Here is a 22,476-nt window from a genome sequence, read left to right as displayed (position 1 = left end):
CCTCTCGGCCACGATACCGATAACCCATCATATGCGGCGTGTAGGTTCGATTAGCGAAGCGTCATCGGACGTTCGCGGAATCGGACGTTCGCGTGATTGGTTATATAGCGGCAAGGCTATGCTTGGTTTTTCGGTCTCAGCGAGGTGAAAAGGATGGCCAACTGGCGGCGGGCATGGTGGCCCGGAGGAACCTGGTTCTTTACCGTCAACCTGCTGGAGCGGCGCAACAACCGGTTGCTGGTGGAGCAGATCGACCTGCTGCGCCATAGCGTTGCCAAGGTGCAGCAGGCTCACCCCTTCGCCATTCACGCCTGGGTGGTGCTGCCCGACCATCTCCACTGCATCCTCTCTCTGCCGGAAGGGGACACCGATTTCCCCCTGCGTTGGCGGCTGATCAAAAGCCACTTCTCCCGCGCCTTGCCGGTGACCGAGCGCCGCAGCCAGACCCGGTTGCGCCACGGGGAGCGGGGCATCTGGCAACGCCATTATTGGGAACACCTGATCCGGGATGAGCGGGATTACCGCCGCCATATGGATTACATCCATATCAACCCGCTAAAACATGGTCATGTATCACGGGTGGCCGATTGGCCGTATTCCACCTTCCATCGTTATGTGGCGAGCGGCATCTATCCGCCAGATTGGTGCGGGTCGGTGGATGGGGTGCTGGGAGGATTGGAGTAGACCCCTCAAGGGTTATGCCTTTGTGGACGTCCGATTACGCGAACGTCTTACGCGATCGTCCGATTACGCTTCGCTAATCGAACCTCATGTACAGGACCTTAAGCGGCGAGTCCATTTAAAACGCCTTCCAAGGTCCTGTTCTGTATCGACTTTCTCTGCTTGGTTCGGCAGGCGTTCTTGGCCAAATAATCGGCAGCCCATTCCAATCTTTCCCTTATTTCTGTCAGCGCCCTATGGGCCACTGCTTCCAATAGCGGTAGCCACCACGTCGCACTGTTCTTCGACGCTTTCAGCATCGATAGCGCCCCACTCATCACACTCTGCGCGACCCGTCTCTTCATCACCAGCGACAGCAGGCTCGTCCACACCAACCCCTCGGCAATCGCTTTCTCGCCCGTCACAAACCCCTTGAGCCGGTTGTGCGATTTCCACTCTTTAAATAACAACTCCACCTGCCAACGGCAGCGATACAGGCTCATCACCTGCTCTGCTGACCATGCTGCTCGCGGTAGGTTCGTCATCCACAGACAGAACCGCTTTTCCTCAGCAAACCAGCGCCGGATCAACCGGTACTCGACCTGGCCGGACTTCACCACCATATCCAGTACCTCGGCCCGACAGCGTCGCCGTCCGGCCTCTCTCAGAGATAGTCCCGCCAGCTTGGGTACTTCCCGTCCATCACCGCGCCAGGCTTGGATTATCTTGGGGTTCAGGCTTTTCGTGCCGCGCACCAGATAAAATCCGCCAGCGTCGTTCACCTGCTCAAACCAAGCCCTGTCAATGTAACCTGCGTCAGCCAGCAGCAGGCAGTTGGTCAGCGAGTGGGCTTCAGGCAGAAATTGCCGTTCCCCTGCGGTATCGGCAGACACACTCATGCACAACGGGCTCTGCTCCGACAGTGACATGGTCATATGGCACTCGATAGCTGCCGGACTGATGGTCTTGAACCGGCCGGGAAAATCAGCAGCAAGGCGCCGATGCACCGCAAAGGAGGTGCCATCGTGCAGTAACACCTGCTTGAACGCGCCGAGGGAGGCTGCTTTGAGTTGATGGTCGATACGCAAGGCGATGGCCCGCTCGACCAGGGCTTTCATAAACAGGGCAAAGCTCTCTTTGCGCAGCTGATTGTGAAACGGTTTGTAAGAAACCTGATGGGTGTTTACCAGTTGCAAGGCATTGAAATGGCGGTGTAAACCGGCAATGTCATTGACCTGGTCGCCTCCCATGGCCCGCAGCAGTGCAGGTACGAGCATGGCTGGGGTAATGGCACGCTGACGCAGACAAAACTTGCAGAGCCGAGCAATGCGCTCGAGTGCGGCGGGAGCCAAGAGTTGCTCCAGATAGTAATTAGCGTTGATAATAGTCATAGGCTTCGCGCGTGTTGATTTTGTTTGGCGATAAAATCAGATCACAAACGAAGCCTTTTTTATATCTATTTCAATTGGTTGCCGCTAAAGATCCTGTACATGAGTGAGGGTTATGGTGGCTATATGCTGGATATTGCTATTCAGATGACAGCCATATGGGGAAGATTACAGGCGCCTGAAATAACAGCAGAGTATGGAGTGACTACCACGGCTGGAGGTTGGCACGGGCTGATCCCCTCTCCCTTTGGGAGAGGGTTAGGGTGAGGGGAGCTGGCTGACCGGGTGTAGCAACCAGGCGGCATTACACCGCTGAATCTTCAGTTATTGAAATTCCACGCGATCGGCAGTTCGACGTCGAAGATAAGTGCATCCCCGTCGAGGCGAAAGGCCAGGCTGGTCTGGTGCTGGTCGTATTCGTTGATAATCAGGCAGCTCTCGGCGAAGTTGGACTCGTAGTTGATATGGGCCACTCCTTCACGGCCGTCAGCGAGTTCGATGCTGAGCACCCGCAGCGGGTTCTCCTGACTGAGGTTGACCCGGGTGTCCCCCACGTCCACCAGCCGTTCCAGCAGAGGGAAGAAATCTTGTCTGTGGGTCGTTATGGCCTGGGTGATGGCCTGCTCCAGCTCAGCCTGGGTGGCGAAGGGGCCGCCGAGTGGGTAGCGGGTCTGGATCCTTTCCTGAGTCATTGCGTTTCCTCCTGAACTGAGATGTGGCAACAGTTTGGCCGCTGCAGTGACCTGTCATGTACAGGATCTTTAGCTACAACCAATTGAAATAGATAGAAAAAAGGCTTCGTTTGTGATCTGATTTAATCGCAAAAAAAAACCGACACGCCCGAAGCCATGACTATTATCAATGCAACCCAGTACCTCAAGCAACTTCTTAGCTCTTCTGAACTCAACCGGATCGGTAAATTTACCGGTTTTTGTCAGCGACTCCGGGATATCCAGCCTGCGAGACTACTCCCGGCTCTGCTCTCAAGGCTTGGTTGCGACAAGGTGGATGGTATTGCTGGTTTGCATCGCCATTTCAATGCGTTGCAGCTCCATGATACTGACCAAATAGCGTATAAACCCTTTCACAACCAGTTACGCAAGCAGGGTTTTCCCTTGTTCATGCGCGCACTGGTTGAACGAGCCATCGCCTTACGCCTCAAGGAGTGTCTACCGGACGCCCACGGACTGGCAGGCTTTGAGCAGGTACTGCTGCAGGACGGGTCGTCATTCGCGTTACATCCGCAATTGGCAGAACATTTCCCGGGCCGATTCAATAAGCACAGCCCCGCTGCGGTAGAGTGTCATATGACCATGTCCTTGCTGGACCAGTCGCCGATATCGATGAGTATCACGGCGGATACCGAATCGGAGCGCAAGCATCTTCCGGCCGCAAATTCGTTAAATAACAAACTGTTATTGGCGGATGCCGGTTACATCAGCCGCGAGTACTTTGCTGATGTGACCAAAGCCAAAGGAAGCTATCTGGTCAGAGGGAGTCAAAATCTCAATCCCAAAGTACAGGCAGCTTACCGACAGGACGGCAGGGAAATGCCCAAGTTACTCGGAAAAAAGCTCAAGGATATCGATCGGAGAAGCTGCAGAGCCGAGGTTCTGGATCTGGATGTGAGTTCGGGAAAGTATAAATATCGACTCATAAGACGTTGGTTTGCAGAGGAAAAACGGTTCTGTATATGGATGACCAATCTTCCGCGTGAGCGATGGCCAGCCGAGAAGGTGATGGCATTGTATCGTTGCCGTTGGCAGATCGAACTGTTGTTCAAAGAGCTGAAATCACATAACCGGTTGAAGGCGTTCGCGACACGACAAAAAGCGATAGCGGAAGGCTTGATCTGGGCTAGTTTGCTGGCCTTGCTGGTCAAACGTCGGCTGGCGCTGACGCTGATTGGCAGCGCGGAGTTATCGATGCTGAAGATTGCCAAAAACAGCGCGCTTTGGTTAATGCCGATATTGGCGAGCATCATCCATGGTGCGTGGCAGGAAATAACAGAGAAGTTGGAGTGGGCAATGGTGTATTTATCCAAAAACGGCAAAAAGAGTAGGCAGAGAAAATCCAAGCAAAACAACACGTTAGACGGTATTATTAATTCGCTTGCCGCTTAAGGTTCTGTACATGAATCGAACCTACGGTCCTACCTACCGTAAGAAAGAATCTGGGGTACATAAATACTGTGCTTCAAATCGATCTTTAATTTGTAGGAAGCTAAAGCGAATGCTGCATTCAAGGACTTTTCTGCTGAATCCTTATCTACTTTCTCATTTCGATGAGCAAAACCATTACGTGCATTCTTAGCTTGCGTTATCAATGTAATAACAGATGAATACTCACGATAGTTAGCAGTGCTTTGCACTTTTGATAGCATGTCATCGAACTTCGGTGAGTTCCCATTTTTATTCATGCTGCCATTTGCTTCTCTTAAGAAAATATCAAGTATGATATGCTCTATGATAAACCAAGAGAGAATTAATGAGGTGCTGTAGTCACTATTTAAATACTCGCTTTCAGATTTTGATAGAGTGTTTAAGCATTCAATTCCCTTCTCATCTAAACGTTCTAAAACATCAAAAGCCTTTTTGTATGCATCAATATAAATTTGGCCATCTCGACTTTCTAATTCTTTGAACTCAAGATTCATAGCTGAGGTTACATTAGGGCATGTCGGGATGAATGTTGTTGGTTCATCGAGGTTTTGACCGCTTTCACCGAAGAATTTCATGCACATGGTTTCATGAAGTGTGATTTCTATTGGGACAATTGAAGCGCGAATTCAACTTCGAAGTGCGACACTCGCCTATGCCGCCTGACAGTACTCTTCGAATACCTTGACAGGCTGCCTGAATCCGAGACATTTCCGAGGTCGTAGGTTGAGCCACTGCTCCGCTCTCCTGACATCCTCGTCCGTGACCTCTCTCAGGTCTGTTCCCTTTGGGATAAACTGCCTCAACAGCCCATTGCTGTTCTCGTTCAGACCGCGCTCCCACGAAGAGTAAGGGTGCGCAAAGTAAGTCTCGGCACCCAGCGCTTCCTCTATCGCCTTGTGTTCGGCAAACTCGCCGCCGTTGTCAAAGGTGATGGTATGCACCTGCTCGATGTAGGGCGTTAACATCTCGATTATCGCATCCCGCACCACCCCAGCCTGTTTGCTCGCGACCCGCTTGACCAGATAGAGCCGGCTCTTGCGCTCCACCAGGGTGACCAGTGCACCTGTGCCTTGCTTGCCCAGCACCGTGTCCGCCTCCCAATCACCGAGCCGCTCCCGGCTATCGACGATAGCCGGCCGTTCATCAATAGAGCGGGCTTCCTTGATGGGAGAACGCAGGCTGCTCGCCCCCTTGCGGTAGCGCTTGTGGCCCTGGCGCAGATGGCGGTACAACTGGCCACCCCGGGCTTTGTCGGCGGCCACATGGCGGTATATCCACTCGTGACTCACCATGAGGCCTATCTGCTTGCCCACCGCGCTTATCTGCTCCGGGCTCCACCACCAGGCGAGTGTCAGCTCGACAAACTGGATGACATCGGCAGATAGCCGAGATTTGGCCGCACTGGCCCGTCGGTGGGTGGCGTGCTGATGCGCATTGTCTGGCTGGTAGCCCTGCGGCCCGGCGTTACGACGCAGCTCCCGGTAGAGGGTGGAGCGATGAACGCCAATGGCGCGTGCGGTGGCAAGGATGGACATCCCCTGTGCGCGAAGCACCGATAACTGGTATCGTTGCCCCTCGGTCAACTGCTGATAGCTCATGGTGATACTGCTTTTACTTTGGCGAGCAGAAGGGTACCACCAATCAGCAGTTGGCCACCTCTCGCCATTCATCCATGAGTGTCGCACTTATTATCTGAATTCCCGAAGTAGTAAAGCCTGAAGTGTACTCCTTGGATGTCAAAGCTAGTAGATAGTTATAGACATTAGCGATCTTAATTAAATCTTTTCGCAACTCAACAGTTTTAAAATAGTCATCCTCTTGGTTTGTTGTTAATCTCTTTGTTTTGCTTGATATCCAAACCATGCCTGGTCTTGTTACTTTTATAGAGAGCTCTTTCCCTTCAGCAGCAAAAACCACCTCCCTTATAAAAAGAGACTTATTGTTTCTAGCATTAAAATCATACCAATGTTCATTAGCATCTACTACAACCCAAACATATGGCTTGGGTATAAAACCTAAAAAGAAAATGTTATTCATGAGCATTTTCTGGTAATTAACGTGAATGTATTAATAACACTTGTTGTAACCTGATGCCAGTCTCGTAGGTTCGAATAGCGAAGCGTATTCGGACGATCGCGTATCTACAGTTGTCGCGATAGGTAATATAAAAACCAACCCGGCCTAAGCCGGGTTGGTTGGGTCAAAAGGCAGGAATAATCAGAGCGCCTCCAATCTCGCATAAGCCGTCACCAGCCACTTGGCGCCGACGTCGTCGAACTGGATCTGCACCCGGCTCTGCTGGCCGACCCCTTCGAAGTTCAGCACGATCCCTTCCCCGAATTTCGGGTGGAGCACCCGCTGGCCGAGCTTGATGCCGCTGGCGTCGAAGCTCTGCTGCACCTCGTTCTGGCTAAAGCGGCCGTACTGGGTGGGGCGGCTGACCTGGGTGCGCAGCCGGATCTCTTCCAGACACTCCGCGGGCATCTCGCGGATAAAGCGGCTCGGCTTGTGGAACATCTCGCGGCCATAGATACGGCGGCTCTCGGCATAACAGATGTAGAGCTTCTCCATGGCGCGGGTCATGCCCACGTAACAGAGGCGGCGCTCTTCCTCCAGCCGCCCCGACTCCTCGGTGGATTGCTGGCTGGGGAACATGCCCTCTTCCACACCGACCAGCAGCACCAGGGGATATTCCAGCCCCTTGGCGCTGTGCAATGTCATCAGTTGCACCGCGTCGGCGTATTCGTCCGCCTGATTCTCGCCGGACTCCAGCGCTGCATGGGCGAGGAAGGCGGAGAGATCGCTCATGTCTTCCAGCTCATCCGGGCGCTGGTACTGACGGCAAGCGGTGACCAGTTCGTCCAGGTTCTCTACCCGCGCCTGGGATTTCTCGCCTTTTTCCGCCAGATACATCGCCTTGAGGCCGGAGTGCTGGATGACGATGTCCGCCTGCTGGTGCAGGGGCAGCAGGGAAACCTGTTCCTCCAGCGCGTCGATCAGATCCACAAAGCCGCGCACCGCGTTGCCGGCACGGCCGGTCAGCACCTTGTCATTGAGCAAGGTCTTGGCGGACTGCCAGAGGTTCTGGCCCTGATCGCGAGCGTTATTGCGCAAGATCTCGAGGGTGCGATCGCCGATGCCCCGGGTCGGGGTGTTGACCACCCGCTCGAAGCTGGCGTCGTCGCCACGGTTGTTGATAAGACGCAGGTAGGCCATGGCGTCCTTGATTTCCTGGCGCTCGAAGAAGCGCAGGCCGCCGTAGATGCGATACGGCATGGCGTCCTGCATCAGTGCCTCTTCCAGCACCCGCGACTGGGCGTTGGAGCGATAGAGGATGGCGCAGTCGGCGAGCAGACCCCCCTTCTCTTTCCAATCCTTGAGGCGACCCACCACGAAGCGGGCCTCGTCCACCTCGTTGAAGGCGGCGTAAAGGGAGATCGGCTCCCCCTCGGCCCCCTCGGTCCACAGCTCCTTGCCGAGGCGCTCGGCGTTGTTGGCGATGACGCTGTTGGCGGCTTTCAGGATGTTGGCGGTGGAGCGGTAGTTCTGCTCGAGGCGAATGGTCTCAGCGCCCTGATAGTCGGTCAGGAAGCGCTGGATATTCTCTATCTTGGCGCCGCGCCAGCCGTAGATGGACTGGTCATCGTCGCCGACGATCATCACCTTGCCGGTGTCGCCGGCCAGCATCCGCAGCCAGGCGTACTGGATGCCGTTGGTGTCCTGGAACTCGTCCACCAGGATGTTCTGGAAGCGGTCGCGGTAGTGCTCGAGGATGTGGGGCTTGTTCAGCCACAGCTCGTGGGCGCGCAGCAGGAGTTCTGCGAAGTCCACCAGCCCGGAGCGATCGCAGGTCTCCTGATAGGTCTTGTAGATCTGCTGATAGGTGCGGGTGACGGGGTCGCCGTAGAGGTCGATGTCGCCGGGGCGCAGCCCCTCGTCTTTCTTGCCGTTGATGTAGCCCATCACGGCGCGCGGGGCCCAGTGCTTCTCGTCGAGGTTGAGGGCCTTGAGCACCCGGCGAATGAGGCGGTACTGGTCGTCGGAGTCGAGGATCTGGAAATCCTGTGGCAGCCCCGCATCCAGATGGTGGGCCCGCAGCAGGCGGTGGGCGATGCCGTGGAAGGTGCCGATCCACATGCCGCGCACGCCGTCGCCGATCACCTTCTCGACCCGGCCGCGCATCTCGGCCGCCGCCTTGTTGGTAAAGGTCACCGCGATGATGGAGAAGGGTGAACAGCGTTCCACCTGCATCAGCCAGGCGATACGGTGCACCAGCACCCGGGTCTTGCCCGAACCGGCACCGGCCAGCACCAGCAGGTTGCAACGGGGGGCCGCCACCGCGTCTCTTTGCTTGTCATTGAGCCCGTCGAGCAGGGTTGAAACGTCCATCACCACTCCTGTTTATTTATACAGGCGGGGATTATACGACCTGAGCCGCCAGAGACCAACCGGCAGGATCAACGAAGGGGGCGGTGATAGTCCCGGTATTGGCCCAGTACCTCACCGGAAAAGCTGAGCAACCGGGCGCGGGGGGCATCCAGCACCTGCTGGACGGGATCAAATCGCAGTGAAGCGGCCAGCATGCGGCCCTCAGGCAGGGTCACTTCCGTGTTCCCCATCATCAACATGCCGTCCTGATAATGCCCATGCTCGAAGCGCACGATGACGTCATTCACCATCAAGGTGCCCTGCTTGAGCTGCAGTGATGCTCGTTGCATCTCTCGCAACGCAAACAGACTGGACAATGACGGACGCCCGCTGGGCATCCGCTGCAAGTATTCGTGGGTGGTCAATTGATATTGCAACTGACCCTGACGATCGAAGACACGCTCCCGATAATCGGTGTAGCGCGTCAGCATGCCGGCAGCCTGTGCCACCGGCATCCACAACAGGAGCGCCCCCGTCAGGAGCGCTCCCACTGGTTTACAGCTGATCGGCACAGCTGACCTTGTTGTCATCCAGGTCGGTACAGGAGACGAATACCTTGTCAAAGGTCGACCCGGCCACCGGCGTCATCTGGGTTGACCAGTCATAACCCACCCCCTTGGCATAGATGGCGGTGTGGCTCTCCTGATCTTCCTGCATCCAGCCGATGTACTTCAGTGCGCCGCGATCGCTCTGGGCAAGTGCCTTGAACTCGTCACTCGTGATGAGACACATGGGCTCTCCCATGGCCTTGGACAGCTCGGCATCCCGCGCCCCCACGGCGCCATCACAGCCGCCGGTCACCTTGATGGTCATGTCACTGCGATCCAGCATCTCATCGAAGAACGGCAGCACATTGATGTTGTACTTCACCCCCACCTCTTGAGGCTGCCAGCCCATGCCGGTATTGACGTATCGGGTCTCGACGCTTTCCCACTGGATAGTGGGCACAGTGCCTGCAAAGTGGTTCGCCAGCTCCTTGAGAGTCGCGGCATTGGCCTCGATCTCATCCTGGGTCAACGACTCGTCCAGCTTGCTCTGATCGATGGTCAGAGCGAGGCTCACCGCATCCTTCAACTGCGACTTGGCCTTGGCCAACCGTGCTTTGGCATCGTCGGTCAAACGGAAGAAATCGGCGTGCGCCACCAGCGCATCCGGCTCGATTTCCTGCTGACTGAACTGGGTCTCGAAGGTGCTGCTGCTCTCTTCATAGGTGGTGGTCGGCTGCATGCCCCAGGTGTCCTTGATGTGCATACGCGGCAAGGTCACTTCTTCCTGCTGGGTGACATAGGCGCTGTCCGGACCGTACTGGTAGGAGGCGGCGATGTTGAGGGCCGATGCCATCGCCATCGCCGAAGCCCGCAGGGCCTTGGCACCGTCGAGGTTGAGGGTGACGGTATCGTCATCGCCATAGGTGGCGCTGTAATCCGGATCCTGGATATCGGCCAGGGCAGCCGCGACGTTTTCCAGGCTGTCGGCATAGGCGCCCATCAGCTTGGCCACGTCACGGGTATATCCCTTGCCACCTTTGAGCGCCACGGAGGCGGTGCCGGGGGTATGGATGATGACATCCATCACCTTGGCCAGGCTGGTGCTGTAACCACTGCCAATGGCGGACGAGGTGAAGGCCAGGCGTTCAGCCACCACGGGGTTGTTGGTCACCTCCAGCATGGTCAGCATGGCCAGCACGATCTGGCGATCGGCCTTGCCGCTCTCACCGGTCTCGGCCTGCAGGGTCTCCTTGTACTCCTTGAACTTGCTCTCGACGTCCAGGTTTTTCAGATCGGTCAGTCCCTGCAGATCGCTCAGCACCTTGTCGACCGCCACGGAGCGGCCATTGACGCCAGCCAGGGTGGCAGAGAGGTGGGCTTTCGCCGCAGCCAGAGAGACGACGGCCTTGGTGAGGCCCGCTGTTTTCAGCGCCTCGACCAGGGAGGTGTTGAAGGCGTCATCGCTACCCAGTTCGACGATCCCCAGTTGCGCGACCTGCGCCTTGTCGAGGGTGATGCCGTTCTCCGGATTGCTGTCGCTGTCGAGCGTCTGCAGCAATGCCGCAATGCGGATCGCTTTCTCCTTGTCGTCACCCGCCAGGGTGTAAGGGGTCACCAGCGAGTTGCCCGCCTTGAGGGTCACCGCCCCCAGGCGTTGGTTACCCAATGCGAATTCGCAGGTGTCGCCATCATCAAACAGGAATTCACCCTTGGCATTGGTGACACCGGTGTAATCGTTGCACCGATAGTCGAGGCCACCCACGACGGAATCCAGGAAGACGGCAGTGTGAAGAGGCTTGCTGCCGGTGTCGGTGCCACCGCCATTGTTGCCACCATTGCTGCCGCCACCGTTATCGTCACCACCGCCCCCGCAAGCGGTCAACATGACACCGGACAACACACAAGCCACTGCCATACTCAGCACGTTCTTTTTCATTTTTATCACCCGAACAAATGTAAAAAATACGCCCCCATCCCGGGGGCCAAGTTAACCCGGGTATAACCTAGCGTACCCATATGACAAACACCAATACATTTCCATATGAACGTGCTTGCCATCACGCAGGCCCCGAACGAGCAGGAAAAACGGCCACAGACGACGGCCCTGGGAGGGGAAATAGCCACCCATCTTGGGCTGTCACACCCGGGGCGGATCTCCTGGCGATCAGCCAGCCCGCCCGCCAACGTGGCGTCGATGAGGCCGCAGGGCTGGTGCCGATGGAAGCCAGTTTTTTCATCAGGGGAGGAAAACGGTTGCGCCTAACGTCATGAATCCAAACACAAATGTCGATCGAGCCCTATTAATCCCGGAATTTAATTCTGCAAAAACACCATAAAACAAAAACTTATAAGGCAATTTGCTTATATTTCAAACCGTTAACGCAAACGTTTTTCCTCTATGATCCCCTTGACCAACGGGCTGGCTCACTTACAGTTAGCCAGCGTGCTTTATGACCTGCCAAGACAGGTTGTGGACCCTCACATAACAATCAAGGATACGATCGTGACTAAAGTGCTCAAGCTGGCCACCGTGGCCGCCCTCACCCTCGCTGCCCTGTCCGCCCAGGCAGCCTCCGAGCCCGCCGTCATCTATGACACCGCAGGCAAATTCGACAAGTCCTTCAACGAAGCCGTGTTCCGCAACGGCGTCGAAGTCTACAACAAGGACAAAGGCGTCAAGGTCAAGGAGTTCGAACCCCAGAACGAAGCCCAGCGCGAGCAGGGCCTGCGTCGTCTGGCCAGCCGTGGCAACGGCCCCATCGTCGCCGTCGGCTTCAACATGGGTTCCGCGGTAGAGAAAGTGGCCACCGAGTTCCCGAACACCCAGTTCACCATCATCGACATGGTGGTCGACAAGCCGAACGTCCAGTCCCTCATCTTCAAGGAGCATGAAGGTTCCTTCCTGGTGGGTGCCCTGGCGGCCATCGCCTCCAAGACCGGCAAGGTCGGCTTCGTGGGCGGCATGGACATCCCGCTGATCCGCAAGTTCCAGTGCGGCTATGAGCAGGGCGCCAAGTACATCAATCCGAAGATCGACGTCTATCAGAACATGACCGGCTCCACCCCGGCAGCCTTCGCCGACCCGGCCAAGGGTGCAGAACTGGCCAAGTCCCAGTTCGCCAAGGGCGCCGATGTGGTCTATGCCGCTGCCGGTGGCACCGGTATCGGTGTCTATCAGGCTGCCAAGGACGAAGGCAAGCTGGCCATCGGTGTGGATTCCAACCAGAACCACCTGCAACCGGGCACCATGCTGACCTCCATGGTCAAGTCCGTGGGTCTGGCCGCGTACAAGAGCTGGGATGACGCCGCCAAGGGCAGCTGGAAGCCGGGCATCCAGTCCCTGGGTCTGGCCGAAGGCGGGGTTGACTGGGCGCTGGACGAGAACAACGCCAAGCTGATCACCCCGGAAATGAAAGCCAAGGTCGAGAGCATCAAGGCCGACATCATCGCCGGCAAGATCAAGGTGCACGACTACATGAGCGACAACTCCTGTAAGTACTGATCCTGCAAATACCGAGTCACTGCTACGACTCTCAACCAGTGATGACCGGCCCGCACGGGCCGGTTTTTAGTCTCTACTTCATGACCCGCAAGGACTGCATCATGGACCAGACAGATCGCTATGCCATCGAATTAAGGGGTATCGATAAGCGGTTCGGCGACGTGTACGCCAACAAGCAGATCGACCTTCAGGTTCGTAAAGGCAGCATTCACGGCATCGTCGGCGAAAATGGCGCCGGCAAGTCGACCCTGATGAGCATCATTTACGGTTTCTACCACGCCGACAGAGGCGAGATGCTGATCGACGGGAATCCGTTCAAACCCCATGGCTCCCAAGATGCGATTGCCGCCGGGGTGGGCATGGTGCACCAGCACTTCATGCTGGTGAACAACTTTACCGTATTGGAAAACGTCATCCTCGGCGCCGAGAACGGCTGGCACCTGGGCAAGAGCCTGGCGGCCGCCGAGAAGCTGCTGGGCGAGCTGGCACGGGACTATGGTCTCGAGGTGCCGCTGCACGAGAAGGTCGAGGATCTGCCGGTGGGCCTGCAACAGCGGGTCGAGATCCTCAAGGCGCTCTATCGCGGTGCCCGCATCCTGATCCTCGACGAGCCCACCGGGGTGCTGACCCCGCAAGAGGCGGATCACCTGTTCGAGGTGCTGAAAAAGCTGCGGGATCAGGGGGCGACCGTCATCCTCATCACCCACAAGCTGCGGGAGATCCTGGCCATCACGGATCAGGTCTCCATCATGCGCCGGGGTGAAATGGTGGCCCATGTCGCCACCAAAGACACCGACAAGGAGCAGCTCGCCGAGCTGATGGTGGGCCGCAAGGTGCGCCTCAAGGTCGACAAGGGCACCGCCCAGCCGGGCGAGGCCAAGCTCAAGGTCGAGGGCCTCTCTTACGTCGATGACGCCGGGGTGGAACGGGTCAAATCCGTCAGCTTCGAAGTGCGGGCGGGGGAAGTAGTCGGCATCGCCGGGGTCTCCGGCAACGGCCAGTCCGAGCTGCTCAGCATGCTCGGCGGCATCCTCAAGCCCAGCAAGGGCGGCTTCACCATCGCCGGGGCGCAGCGCCACGAGGTGAGCCAGAGCCACCCGGCCGACCCGGAGCAGGTGCGCAACTTCGGCCTCGGCCACATCCCGGAAGACAGGCACAAGATGGGGCTCATCAACCGCTTCGAGGCGAAAGAGGCCTTCATCCTCGGTTATCACCGCCGTGCCCAGTACAACAAGGGCTGGCTGCAGGACAAGGAGGCGATCCGCCAGGATTGCCAGGCCAAGATGGAGAAGTGGGACGTGCGCCCGCCGAGCCCGGAGCACAAGACCGCCAACTTCTCCGGCGGCAACCAGCAGAAGCTGGTGATCGCCCGGGAAGTGGAGCAGGACCCGGATGTGCTGCTGGTCGGCCAGCCGACCCGGGGCGTCGACATCGGCGCCATCGAGTACATCCACCAGCAGATCATCGCCATGCGCGACAAGGGCAAGGCGGTGCTGCTGGTGTCGGTGGAGCTGGACGAGATCATGAGCCTCTCCGACCGCATTCTGGTCATCGCCGATGGCCGCATCGTCGGCGAGCTGGACGGCGCCAGGGCGGATGAACGCACCATCGGCCTGATGATGGCGAACATAGTTCCTGACGACGTGGCGGCAAGCCAATCACAAGGAGCCACATCATGAAGGTCACAACCACTTGTAACGGATTCGGCCTGATGATGGTCAACACACCAGTCCCCGACGATATCAAGGAGGCCCATTCATGAGCCAAGCACGTGTTCCTGCCTGGATATCCGTGGGCGTGCTGCCCGCAGTCAATATCCTGCTGGCCTTCCTGGTGTCGGCCATCCTGTTCTATTACCTCGACATCAGTCCCATCGAGGCAGCCGAAATCATGTGGTACGGCGCCTTCGGCACCGGCGAGGGGATAGGCTTCACCCTCTATTACGCCACCGGTTTCATCTTCACCGGTCTGGCGGTGGCGGTGGCCTTCCACGCCGGCCTGTTCAACATCGGCGGTGAAGGGCAGGCCTATATCGGCGGCCTCGGGGTCGGTCTGGTCTGTCTGCTGCTCGGGGACGTACTGCCGTTCGCCCTGCTGCTGCCGCTCGCCATCATCGCCGGCGGCCTGTTCGGCGCGGCCTGGGCCTTCATCCCGGCCTGGCTGCAAGCCAAGCGGGGCAGCCACATCGTCATCACCACCATCATGTTCAACTTCATCGCCGCCTCCCTGATGGCCTACCTCTTGGTCGACGTCTTCAAGCCGCCAGGATCCATGGCCACCGAGAGCAAGGTGTTCGCCGTGGCGAGCTGGCTGCCGAAGATGAGCGAGCTGGCGGCCGGTTTCGGCATCGCCATGCCCAACAGCCCCCTCAACATCAGCTTCTTCTGGGCGCTGATCTGTGCGGCCCTGGTGTGGGTCTTCATCTGGCATACCCGCTGGGGCTACGAGATCCGCTCCGTGGGCGCAAGCCAGAGTGCCTCCGCCTATGCGGGCATCTCCTACCCCAAGGTGGTGATCCTGGCCATGGTGATCTCCGGCATGCTGGCGGGCTTCTTCGCCCTCAACGTGCTGCAGGGTGAGCTGCACCAGATCAAGCTCAACTTCGTGGAAGGCTTCGGCTTCACCGGCATCGCGGTGGCCCTGATGGGCCGCAACCACCCGGTCGGCGTCATCATCGCCAGCCTGCTGTTCGGCTTCCTCTACCAGGGCGGCGCCGAGCTCAGCTTCGAGTTCGGGGTGGACCGCAACATCGTCGTGGTGCTGCAGGGTCTGGTGATCCTGTTCTGCGGCGCCCTGGAGCACATGCTGCGCCCGCGCATCGAGCAGGCCTATCTGGCCTTTGCCAACCGCCCGGTCGCCCAAGTGAAAGGAGCCTGATCATGTTCGAAATGCTGATCCTGATGCTGGACGCGACCATTCGTACCGCGCCGCCGCTCATCCTGGCGGCCATGGCCGGGATGTTTTGTGAACGCTCCGGGGTGGTCAACATCGCCCTGGAGGGCAAGCTGCTGGCCTCCGCCTTCGCCAGTGCGGCGGCCGCCGCCGTCACCGGTTCCGCCTGGATTGGGCTGGGGGTCGGGGTGGGGATCTCTATCCTGTTCGCCCTGCTGCACGGCTTCGCCACCATCACCCACCGGGGTGATCAGGTGGTGAGCGGCATGGCCATCAACATCCTGGCGGCCGGTCTCACCGTGACCCTGGGGCGCTACTGGTTCGATCAGGGGGGCCAGACCCCGGCGCTCTCCGGTGCGGCGCGCTTCGCCCCCATCGACCTGCCCTATGCCAAGGAGCTCTATGACGTACCCGTCATCGGCCAGCTCTACAGCGAGCTCTTGAGCGGTCACTCCCTGCTGGAGTATGTGGCGTTCGCCGCCGTGCCCCTGGCCTGGTGGGTGCTGTTCCGCACCCGCTTCGGCCTGCGGCTGCGGGCGGTGGGCGAGGCACCGGCGGCGGTCGACACCGCCGGTATCTCCGTGGTGCGGATGCGCTACACAGCCCTCATCATCGGTGGCCTGCTGGCGGGGATCGGGGGCACCTATCTGGCGGTGGCCCAGACCGCCCAGTTCATCCCCAACATGAGCGCGGGCAAGGGCTTCATGGCGCTGGCGGCCCTGGTGTTCGGCAAGTGGCGCCCCTGGAACGCCATGGCGGCCTGTCTGCTGTTCGGCTTCCTCGACGCGGTCGCCATCCGGCTGCAAGGGGTCAGCATCGGCGATTTCCCGATCCCAGTGCAGGCCATCGAGGCGCTGCCCTACATCCTGACGGTCTTCCTGCTGGCCGGTTTCATCGGCAAGGCGGTGGCCCCCAAGGCCCTCGGCACCCCCTACGTCAAGGAGCGGGAATAGCCCCGCCCTTCATGCCATGCAAAAGGCCCGCACATGCGGGCCTTTTCTTTGAGATATCCAGGATGTTCTTGGCTGAATAGAAAAATAACCCGGCCTTGTCAAAGAACGGGTTATTCCTTCATCAGCACAACATATCAATAAACCTGTAATTAGCCGGGTAATTTATCGGCTAGAACCATACTTTCTTATTGATAATATAGGTCTGCTCAAATTCTTCATCTGACTTGGAGATATAAACAACAAATTCGATGAAGGCAATGATCCCGATAACAACCGACGGCAAACCAAGCAGAATGAAACCAAGCAGAAATATCAGCAGCATGATCACACCTTGTTTGGTGTAACCCAGGTAGAACTTGTGAGCACCGAAAGCGCCCAGGAAAAATGCAAACAGCGCAGCTGCGACCTTCTTGGAAGAACCAGCATTAGAGGCTATGGCATAGATGGCTTTTGCATGCTCGCCTTCAATAGAAAAATCAACTTTCAAGCCACTCTTCGGGAGCTGATTCCCTTTCCATTCAATAATGTCAAACTGATATCTATTACTATCATCCCCAGAAATCAAACCAGTACGAGCTGATTCATTAAAATCAATAACCGTGCCTTTCATTATTATCTGTCCTTTAGCAATAAGAGGATAAAGACCCGGTATGAGCAGGTCTATTGCGTTTGACAGGCTACAACAACAAAAGCTCATTTGAAACAAAAATTCATTTATGAATACTTGTATTCTACCAACCGGCGCTGTTTCCCAAATCAACCATCACGCGAATTCAACTTCGAAGTGCGACACTCGCCTATGCCGCCTGACAGTACTCTTCGAATACCTTGACAGGCTGCCTGAATCCGAGACATTTCCGAGGTCGTAGGTTGAGCCACTGCTCCGCTCTCCTGACATCCTCGTCCGTGACCTCTCTCAGGTCTGTTCCCTTTGGGATAAACTGCCTCAACAGCCCATTGCTGTTCTCGTTCAGACCGCGCTCCCACGAAGAGTAAGGGTGCGCAAAGTAAGTCTCGGCACCCAGCGCTTCCTCTATCGCCTTGTGTTCGGCAAACTCGCCGCCGTTGTCAAAGGTGATGGTATGCACCTGCTCGATGTAGGGCGTTAACATCTCGATTATCGCATCCCGCACCACCCCAGCCTGTTTACTCGCGACCCGCTTGACCAGATAGAGCCGGCTCTTGCGCTCCACCAGGGTGACCAGTGCACCTGTGCCTTGCTTGCCCAGCACCGTGTCCGCCTCCCAATCACCGAGCCGCTCCCGGCTATCGACGATAGCCGGCCGTTCATCAATAGAGCGGGCTTCCTTGATGGGAGAACGCAGGCTGCTCGCCCCCTTGCGGTAGCGCTTGTGGCCCTGGCGCAGATGGCGGTACAACTGGCCACCCCGGGCTTTGTCGGCGGCCACATGGCGGTATATCCACTCGTGACTCACCATGAGGCCTATCTGCTTGCCCACCGCGCTTATCTGCTCCGGGCTCCACCACCAGGCGAGTGTCAGCTCGACAAACTGGATGACATCGGCAGATAGCCGAGATTTGGCCGCACTGGCCCGTCGGTGGGTGGCGTGCTGATGCGCATTGTCTGGCTGGTAGCCCTGCGGCCCGGCGTTACGACGCAGCTCCCGGTAGAGGGTGGAGCGATGAACGCCAATGGCGCGTGCGGTGGCAAGGATGGACATCCCCTGTGCGCGAAGCACCGATAACTGGTATCGTTGCCCCTCGGTCAACTGCTGATAGCTCATGGTGATACTGCTTTTACTTTGGCGAGCAGAAGGGTACCACCAATCAGCAGTTGGCCACCTCTCGCCATTCATCCATGAGTGTCGCACTTATTATCTGAATTCCCGTCAAGCCACAACTGCCCCAGCCCCAAGTGACCGTTACACTCGGGGCTTTCTGACAGGCAGACCAAGGGTATTCAGTTTGTTTATGGCACTGACATACGCCATGACTTCTCCCACTTGGCCATTGTAGTTACGCAGACTGATTCTCCCCGCCAGCAACTGCTTGAACCGATACATCGCCGTTTCCGCCAGCGAGCGACGGTGATACCCCGATATCTTCTTCCAGTGCGCCAGCCCTTCCTTGCGCATCACCAGCACAGCCTCATTTCTTGGATGTCCTTTTTCCCATAGCCCAGCGTTCTTGCGAGGCGGGATACAGGCTGTCGCCCCTTTGCGCGAGATTAGCTGATGGCTGGCTTTGCTGTCATAGGCGCCATCCGCATAAACACGTCCCAGCTTGCGCCGCAGTGGGTTGAGCAAGGTCGGCAACACCTCGGCATCATGGACATTTTCCAGCGAGACTTCCGCCGCCACGATATCGTGGGTCACCGGGTCTACCGCCAGATGCAACTTGCGCCACACTCGCCGCTTCTCGGCGCCGTGTTTTCTGACCTTCCACTCGCCTTCACCAAATACCTTCAGGCCCGTCGAATCGATAACCAAGTCAGTGATGCGCCCCTTAGAGGGCTGTCGATAAGCCACCGCCACCGTGCGTGCTCGCTTGCTGACACAGCTGTAATCGGGGGCACAAAGCGGTACGTTCATCAACTCGAACAGGGAGTCGAGTAGTCCCTGGGTGGCCCGCAGAGTGAGGTTGAAAATCCCCTTGAGCATCAGGAAGGTGCAGATGGTCTGGTCAGTGTATAGTTGGCTGCGGCCCCGCCGCCCATGATGGCCGTGGTGAAACCAGTTGTTCATGGCCTCGGCATCAACCCAGAAGGTGAGTGAACCACGGTTAATCAAAGATTTGTTGTATGTAGGCCAGTTGGTGATGGGGTGAAGCGACGTGCTCATGATGCAGACTTGAAGGAGATGGTGGTGATCAGATCACCAAGTCCTCAGTTAGTTCCATTCAAGCTGCATCGATTTGGGCAACAACGCCCTACCAACCCATTCAAGCCTCTTTCTTATACCTGTATCGCCCCCATCAACCGATGGGCCGAACCAGGGCGGGTTGGTGGGGATCACTGAGGCGCTCGGCCAGATAGTCCACCAGCAGCCGCACCTTGGGGGAGAGGTGGCGGTTGTGGGGATAGAGGGCCCAGATCCCCTCCTCGGGGGCCCGCAGCTCCGGCAGCAGCTCGATGAGCTCCCCCCGGGCGAGGTGGTCGCTCACGTAGTAGTCCGGCAACTGGATGATGCCGATCCCCTTGATGGCCGCATCCAGCAGGGCGTGGCCGCTGTTGCACTGCAGCAGACCGCGTACCCGCACGCTGTGGGGTTTACCGTTCAGGGTGAAGTGCCACTCGTCCCCGTTGCCCACCAGGCAGGTGTGACGGGCCAGCTCCGAGAGACTGTTGGGCATGCCGTGGCGGGCGGTGTAGGCGGGGGAGGCGCACACATAGGGTACCCGCTGCGCCAGCTTGCGGGCCACCAGGGTCGAATCCTTGAGGTGGCCGAGGCGGATCGCCAGATCGAACCCCTCGTGCACCAGATCCAGCAACTGGTTGGTGAGGTTGAGGGTCACCTCCAACTGGGGGAAGCGCACCATGAAGTCGTTCACCAGGGGGGCGATGCGGCTCTCGCCGTAGGAGACCGGGGCCGTGATGCGCAAGGAGCCCTGGGGCACCGCCTGATGGCGTCCCACCGCCAGCTCCGCCTCGTAGAGGTTGTCCAGCAGCTGGCGGCAGTGGCGAAAATAGATCTCCCCGAGTTCGGTGAGACGCACCTGGCGGGTGGTGCGCAGCAGCAGCTTGGCCTGCAGCCTGTCTTCGAGCTGCGCCACCTGGCGGCTCACCTGGGCCACCGACACCCCGAGCTTGCGCGCGGCCGGGGTAAAGCCCCCCTGCTCCGCCACGCTGACAAATTCACAGACCCCTTCCCAGCCGAACATTATTACCTGTGTGTAAAAGTGATTTGATACTTAGCGTTATTATCACCAAATCGGCGGGAAACTACACTGGATCTCCGAACTCATTTCCGTTCATCCAACCACTACGAGGACGTCATTCATGGCACAGGTTCAGAGCATCAAGTGTAAAGCCGCCATCGCCTGGGGACCGGGTCAGCCCCTCTCCATCGAAGAGGTCGAGGTCATGCCGCCCCAGGCCGGCGAGGTGCGGGTGCGGATCGTCGCGACCGGCGTCTGCCACACCGATGCCTTCACCCTCTCCGGTGAAGATCCGGAAGGGGTCTTCCCCTGCATCCTGGGCCATGAAGGGGGCGGTATCGTCGAGTCCGTCGGCGAGGGTGTCACCAGCGTCAAGGTCGGCGATCACGTGATCCCGCTCTACACCCCCGAGTGCGGCGAGTGCAAGTTCTGCAAATCCGGCAAGACCAACCTGTGCCAGAAGATCCGCGCCACCCAGGGCAAGGGGCTGATGCCGGACGGCACCACCCGCTTCTCCAAGGACGGCCAGCCCATCTACCACTACATGGGCACCTCCACCTTCAGCGAATACACGGTACTGCCCGAAATCTCCATCGCCAAGGTGGATCCGGCCGCCCCGCTGGAAGAGGTCTGTCTGCTGGGCTGCGGCGTCACCACCGGCATCGGCGCAGTGATGAACACCGCCAAGGTGAAAGAGGGTGAGAGCGTCGCCATCTTCGGGCTGGGGGGCATCGGCCTCTCCGCCATCATAGGCGCGCGCCTGGCCAAGGCCGGCCGCATCATCGCCATCGACATCAACGAGAGCAAGTTCGAGCTGGCCCGCAAGCTGGGCGCCACCGACTGCATCAACCCGAACACGTTCGACAAGCCTATCCAGGAGGTGATCGTCGAGATGACCGACGGCGGCGTCGACTTCTCCTTCGAGTGCATCGGCAACGTCAAGGTGATGCGCGCGGCGCTGGAGTGCTGCCACAAGGGCTGGGGCGAATCCGTCATCATCGGCGTGGCCGGTGCGGGCCAGGAGATCAGCACCCGCCCGTTCCAGCTGGTCACCGGCCGGGTGTGGCGCGGCAGCGCCTTCGGCGGCGTGCGCGGTCGCAGCGAGCTGCCGAGCTACGTGCAGCGCTACATGCAGGGTGAGTTCAAGCTGGACGACTTCATCACCCACACCATGCCCCTCGAGCAGATCAACGAGGCGTTCGATCTGATGCACGAAGGCAAGAGCATCCGCACCGTTATCCACTACTGATCCCATGAGCGCCCCGCCCATCGATACATGGGCGGGGGAAGGAGTCCTTCGATGAATCTGGACATCATCAGCAGCAACAAGAGCTTCGACGGCTGGCACAAGCAGTATCGCCACCGCTCCAATGTGCTCGATTGCGAGATGCGCTTCGCCATCTATCTGCCACCCCGAGCCCTCACCGGCCAGAAGGTGCCCGTGCTCTACTGGCTCTCCGGCCTCACCTGCACCGACGAGAACTTCATGCAGAAGGCGGGAGCCCAGCGCATCGCCGCCGAGCTCGGCATCGCCCTGGTGGCACCGGACACCAGCCCCCGCGGCGAGGGGGTGGCGGACGATCCCGGCTACGACCTCGGCATGGGGGCTGGCTTCTACGTCAACGCCACCCAGCACCCCTGGCGCGACCACTACCAGATGTACGATTACGTCACCCGGGAGCTGCCCGATCTCATCGAGACCCACTTCCCGGTCTCGACGAAGCGCGCCATCAGCGGCCACTCCATGGGGGGCCACGGTGCGCTGATCGCCGCCCTGCGCGAGCCCGGTCGCTACCGCTCCGTGTCGGCCTTCAGCCCCATCAGCCACCCGAGCCGCTGCCCCTGGGGCCAAAAGGCGCTCGGCGCCTACCTCGGCAACAACCCCTTGCTGTGGCAGGAGTGGGATGCCTGCCAGCTGCTGCGCCATCACGACAGCCCGCCCCTGCCGACCCTGGTGGACGTGGGGCTGGACGACCCCTTCCTGGCGGAGCAGCTCGGCATCGATACCCTGGCCGAGGTGGCCGGTACCAAGGGCTGGCCCCTCGAGCTCAACCGTCACCCCGGCTACGACCACAGCTACTACTTCGTGGCGAGCTTCATCGAGGCGCACCTGCGCTTCCACGCCCGCCATCTGGGCGAACCGGCCTGAGGCTGACCCGCTCGTGT

The 22,476-nt window shown here is 58.6% G+C and carries 20 protein-coding genes; 8 read left to right on the top strand and 12 right to left on the bottom strand.

Annotated features, from left to right (window positions below):
* The first annotated feature begins 153 nt into the window (after positions 1-153).
* Positions 154-684 (top strand): REP-associated tyrosine transposase, encoded by a 531-nt coding sequence (locus C3F36_RS11155; RefSeq protein ID WP_104455078.1) that lies wholly within the window; start codon positions 154-156, stop codon positions 682-684.
* Between the two features lie 98 nt (positions 685-782).
* Here the strand turns inward: C3F36_RS11155 and C3F36_RS11150 are convergent, their stop codons facing one another.
* Together C3F36_RS11150 and C3F36_RS11145 are read right to left on the bottom strand one after the other, a co-directional pair.
* The gene (locus C3F36_RS11150; protein WP_104454921.1) at positions 783-2,051 is read right to left on the bottom strand and encodes an IS4-like element ISApu1 family transposase; all 1,269 of its coding nucleotides are present in this window, start codon (positions 2,049-2,051) and stop codon (positions 783-785) included.
* A 317-nt stretch (positions 2,052-2,368) separates the two neighbouring features.
* Positions 2,369-2,740, bottom strand: a complete 372-nt coding sequence (locus C3F36_RS11145) for a hypothetical protein (protein WP_004099020.1) — start codon at positions 2,738-2,740, stop codon at positions 2,369-2,371.
* A 156-nt stretch (positions 2,741-2,896) separates the two neighbouring features.
* Between C3F36_RS11145 and C3F36_RS11140 the strand changes: the two genes are divergently transcribed.
* Positions 2,897-4,171: an IS4-like element ISApu2 family transposase gene (locus tag C3F36_RS11140; protein WP_104455077.1), complete on the top strand. Its 1,275-nt coding sequence runs from the start codon at positions 2,897-2,899 to the stop codon at positions 4,169-4,171.
* A 29-nt stretch (positions 4,172-4,200) separates the two neighbouring features.
* On the opposite strand, the gene C3F36_RS23285 is transcribed toward C3F36_RS11140, so the two are convergent.
* The 6 genes from C3F36_RS23285 to C3F36_RS11115 all read right to left on the bottom strand — a co-directional run bounded on the left by C3F36_RS23285 (position 4,201) and on the right by C3F36_RS11115 (position 11,062).
* On the bottom strand, positions 4,201-4,785 hold the full coding sequence (locus C3F36_RS23285; RefSeq protein ID WP_158656101.1) for a hypothetical protein: 585 nt from the start codon (positions 4,783-4,785) through the stop codon (positions 4,201-4,203).
* Positions 4,786-4,860: 75 nt separating this feature from the next.
* On the bottom strand, positions 4,861-5,808 hold the full coding sequence (locus tag C3F36_RS11135) for an IS30-like element ISAs2 family transposase (protein ID WP_104454191.1): 948 nt from the start codon (positions 5,806-5,808) through the stop codon (positions 4,861-4,863).
* Between the two features lie 43 nt (positions 5,809-5,851).
* Entirely contained in the window at positions 5,852-6,247 is a 396-nt protein-coding gene (locus C3F36_RS23280) for a hypothetical protein (RefSeq protein WP_158656100.1), read from the bottom strand.
* A gap of 180 nt (positions 6,248-6,427) precedes the next feature.
* On the bottom strand, positions 6,428-8,599 hold the full coding sequence (gene uvrD / locus C3F36_RS11125; protein WP_104455075.1) for a DNA helicase II: 2,172 nt from the start codon (positions 8,597-8,599) through the stop codon (positions 6,428-6,430).
* 68 nt (positions 8,600-8,667) lie between these two features.
* The gene (locus C3F36_RS11120; RefSeq protein ID WP_158656099.1) at positions 8,668-9,129 is read right to left on the bottom strand and encodes a hypothetical protein; all 462 of its coding nucleotides are present in this window, start codon (positions 9,127-9,129) and stop codon (positions 8,668-8,670) included.
* A 4-nt stretch (positions 9,130-9,133) separates the two neighbouring features.
* Complete coding sequence (locus tag C3F36_RS11115; RefSeq protein ID WP_158656098.1) at positions 9,134-11,062, bottom strand: hypothetical protein; 1,929 nt, start codon at positions 11,060-11,062, stop codon at positions 9,134-9,136.
* 567 nt (positions 11,063-11,629) lie between these two features.
* Between C3F36_RS11115 and C3F36_RS11110 the strand changes: the two genes are divergently transcribed.
* The 4 genes from C3F36_RS11110 (at position 11,630) to C3F36_RS11095 (ending at position 16,473) form a co-directional block, all read left to right on the top strand.
* Positions 11,630-12,628: a BMP family lipoprotein gene (locus C3F36_RS11110; RefSeq protein WP_041212138.1), complete on the top strand. Its 999-nt coding sequence runs from the start codon at positions 11,630-11,632 to the stop codon at positions 12,626-12,628.
* A gap of 101 nt (positions 12,629-12,729) precedes the next feature.
* Positions 12,730-14,307 carry an ABC transporter ATP-binding protein gene (locus tag C3F36_RS11105; RefSeq protein WP_104456038.1) on the top strand — a complete coding sequence of 526 codons (1,578 nt, stop codon included), beginning with the start codon at positions 12,730-12,732 and terminating at the stop codon, positions 14,305-14,307.
* 79 nt (positions 14,308-14,386) lie between these two features.
* Positions 14,387-15,505, top strand: coding sequence for an ABC transporter permease (locus C3F36_RS11100; protein ID WP_104455072.1), 1,119 nt, complete (start codon positions 14,387-14,389; stop codon positions 15,503-15,505).
* A 2-nt stretch (positions 15,506-15,507) separates the two neighbouring features.
* Positions 15,508-16,473 (top strand): ABC transporter permease, encoded by a 966-nt coding sequence (locus C3F36_RS11095; protein ID WP_010672471.1) that lies wholly within the window; start codon positions 15,508-15,510, stop codon positions 16,471-16,473.
* Between the two features lie 169 nt (positions 16,474-16,642).
* On the opposite strand, the gene C3F36_RS11090 is transcribed toward C3F36_RS11095, so the two are convergent.
* The 4 genes from C3F36_RS11090 to C3F36_RS11075 all read right to left on the bottom strand — a co-directional run bounded on the left by C3F36_RS11090 (position 16,643) and on the right by C3F36_RS11075 (position 20,313).
* Complete coding sequence (locus C3F36_RS11090) at positions 16,643-17,083, bottom strand: TM2 domain-containing protein (protein ID WP_033131364.1); 441 nt, start codon at positions 17,081-17,083, stop codon at positions 16,643-16,645.
* A 187-nt stretch (positions 17,084-17,270) separates the two neighbouring features.
* Entirely contained in the window at positions 17,271-18,218 is a 948-nt protein-coding gene (locus C3F36_RS11085) for an IS30-like element ISAs2 family transposase (RefSeq protein WP_104454191.1), read from the bottom strand.
* Between the two features lie 138 nt (positions 18,219-18,356).
* The gene (locus tag C3F36_RS11080; RefSeq protein WP_005345606.1) at positions 18,357-19,274 is read right to left on the bottom strand and encodes an IS5-like element ISAs13 family transposase; all 918 of its coding nucleotides are present in this window, start codon (positions 19,272-19,274) and stop codon (positions 18,357-18,359) included.
* Between the two features lie 133 nt (positions 19,275-19,407).
* Complete coding sequence (locus tag C3F36_RS11075; protein ID WP_039039541.1) at positions 19,408-20,313, bottom strand: LysR substrate-binding domain-containing protein; 906 nt, start codon at positions 20,311-20,313, stop codon at positions 19,408-19,410.
* Between the two features lie 118 nt (positions 20,314-20,431).
* Between C3F36_RS11075 and C3F36_RS11070 the strand changes: the two genes are divergently transcribed.
* Entirely contained in the window at positions 20,432-21,559 is a 1,128-nt protein-coding gene (locus C3F36_RS11070; RefSeq protein ID WP_010672469.1) for an S-(hydroxymethyl)glutathione dehydrogenase/class III alcohol dehydrogenase, read from the top strand.
* A gap of 51 nt (positions 21,560-21,610) precedes the next feature.
* Positions 21,611-22,459 (top strand): S-formylglutathione hydrolase, encoded by an 849-nt coding sequence (gene fghA / locus C3F36_RS11065; RefSeq protein WP_104452053.1) that lies wholly within the window; start codon positions 21,611-21,613, stop codon positions 22,457-22,459.
* Positions 22,460-22,476: the final 17 nt, after the last annotated feature.

Origin of the sequence: Aeromonas sp. ASNIH2 (assembly GCF_002934795.1) — a bacterium.
GTDB lineage: Bacteria > Pseudomonadota > Gammaproteobacteria > Enterobacterales > Aeromonadaceae > Aeromonas > Aeromonas caviae.
This window is presented reverse-complemented; position numbering and strand designations above follow the sequence as displayed.